This window comes from Crenothrix polyspora, from assembly GCF_900163755.1.
Classification (GTDB): Bacteria; Pseudomonadota; Gammaproteobacteria; order Methylococcales; family Methylomonadaceae; genus Crenothrix; species Crenothrix polyspora.
The window spans coordinates 1-1870 of the sequence record NZ_FUKI01000074.1 but is presented as its reverse complement, the minus strand read 5'-3'; the positions used below and the strand labels follow the sequence as shown (position 1 = coordinate 1870).

The 1870-nt window shown below is 39.7% G+C and carries 3 protein-coding genes; 1 reads left to right on the top strand and 2 read right to left on the bottom strand.

Annotated features, from left to right (window positions below; translation table 11 throughout):
- The coding region (locus CRENPOLYSF2_RS19465; protein WP_140396793.1) for a DUF4277 domain-containing protein at nt 1–141 on the bottom strand (141 nt) is incomplete at its 3' end.
- A gap of 218 nt (nt 142–359) precedes the next feature.
- On the opposite strand from CRENPOLYSF2_RS19465, the gene CRENPOLYSF2_RS04290 reads away from it, so the two are divergent.
- Nucleotides 360–836 (top strand): MEKHLA domain-containing protein, encoded by a 477-nt coding sequence (locus tag CRENPOLYSF2_RS04290; protein WP_087142726.1) that lies wholly within the window; start codon nt 360–362, stop codon nt 834–836.
- A gap of 135 nt (nt 837–971) precedes the next feature.
- Here the strand turns inward: CRENPOLYSF2_RS04290 and folK are convergent, their stop codons facing one another.
- On the bottom strand, nt 972–1457 hold the full coding sequence (gene folK / locus CRENPOLYSF2_RS04285; protein WP_087142725.1) for a 2-amino-4-hydroxy-6-hydroxymethyldihydropteridine diphosphokinase: 486 nt from the start codon (nt 1455–1457) through the stop codon (nt 972–974).
- Nucleotides 1458–1870 lie beyond the last annotated feature (413 nt).

Below are 1870 nucleotides of genomic sequence, written 5' to 3'. Positions count from 1 at the left end.
TCCTACGGAAACATGCCGTTGCTGCTGATCTTGTATAATCAAGGTATCGATTAATTGGGGTATACCCAATTCGTCAACCATCCCAGCGACAAGTCCAAGATGATCCAGGTTGTAACTCTTGTAAAGTTCGTCGGTATTCATTGTATGACCTGCATGTTAATAGGCTATACAGTTTAAATAATTTTTACGTTGAGCGGGGTGCTGAATGTCGGTTTTAGCATCGAAGCGTATTATTAAAATTAAACAGCGCTAATTTTCAAGATAGGTTCATTATCTTGATTGCATGCTATACGCACTATACAATGAAATTACACAATGCTAGCCTCAATTCACAGCATGATCCAGTATAATCAGGACTTATGAATCATTTCCCTAAGCCAGATGCAACCAATGCCTATTTAGCGGAATACGTAGGTTTATTAGTCAATAGTCTAAGGCAGCTAAAAGGTGACTGTCTTGTCGATTCCTCTTTGAGTATGGAAGAGCAGGCAAAGCAGATTTTTAACGCACCTTATGTGCTTCTAGCGCATAATGCAACGGCTGATCCTGTGTTTCAATACGCCAATAAAATGGGTTTGACACTTTTTGAACTGTCTTGGGATGAGCTGACAAATTTACATTCAAAATATTCAGCTGAACCTCAAAATCGTTACGCAAGAGAAACGCTGCTGAATGAAGTCTCTGCAAAAGGCTACGCGGATAATTATTCAGGAATCCGTATATCAAAAACCGGCAAACGCTTTGAGATTAAGGCTGCAACGGTATGGAATATAGTCGACAGTGATAATGTAAAGTGTGGGCAAGCCGCTATGTTTAAAGATTACAATTACTTATAGTAATACACCTACGCACTGGCAATTAAGCCACATTAGGTATGGCGCGTTGCGTGGTGCGTATAAATTACACCGACATTAAAATTACGCACATGCCATGCGTTACTCAGTACTTCAGGCAGTGATTGCAAGCAACATTTACAAAAAATTAATACGCTGTTGCTTAACACTTGTCTTATCAAATTTCTCCCATAACGCAGCATAGCTTATTTGGCTAATAGGGTGTTTTAGTGTGGGTGCAATTTCTGCTAGCGGCTCTAGTACAAAAGCATATTTTTCGATTTCATTGCGCGGTATCTGCAAACCGACCTCATTAATAATTAAGTTGTCATATAGCAGCAAATCCAGATCTAACGTGCGTGCTGAAAATTTTTTGCAGCCCCTAACACGTCCGTTATTCATCTCAATTTGCCGCAATTGTTTGGCTACATCCTTAACGTCTAAATCGGTATTAAAGCCAACCACACAATTATAAAAACTATTACCTAAAAAGCCGACCGATTCAGCATCATAAATACTGGAAATCACTAATTGGCCAAAACAGTGCCGCAGCGCTACCAGACTAGCCCGAATGTATTTTTGTCTGTCGATATTACTGCCGACACTAATATAGCCATAAGCCATTTATTTTTGTCCCCTCTCAATCAATACTGCTACCGTCAATAAAAAATAATATCTAAAACAATTAGATAAAAGATATGAAGGCTAAGCCACTGGCCAAAATCAGATAGAATGTAAAGTTACCACACTACACTATCCATCCGACCCAGAGCTTAACCTTGTCACATACTATCAGAACCTGCATTACTCGAGAAATCAACCGCTTCAAAAAGTCATTTTTACAGTCAACGGACTTACCATTCAATGATTTTTTTCCGGACGACTGCATCGCCGACATCATTAAGTACACCCCACACAAGCGATCCTCGGTATTTTCCCCCTTGGTCACTCTAAAATCATTTATTTTACAGGTACTTACTCACATTGAGCGGCTATCACCCATAGGAAAGTTGATATATATTTGCTACCGTGGGGCC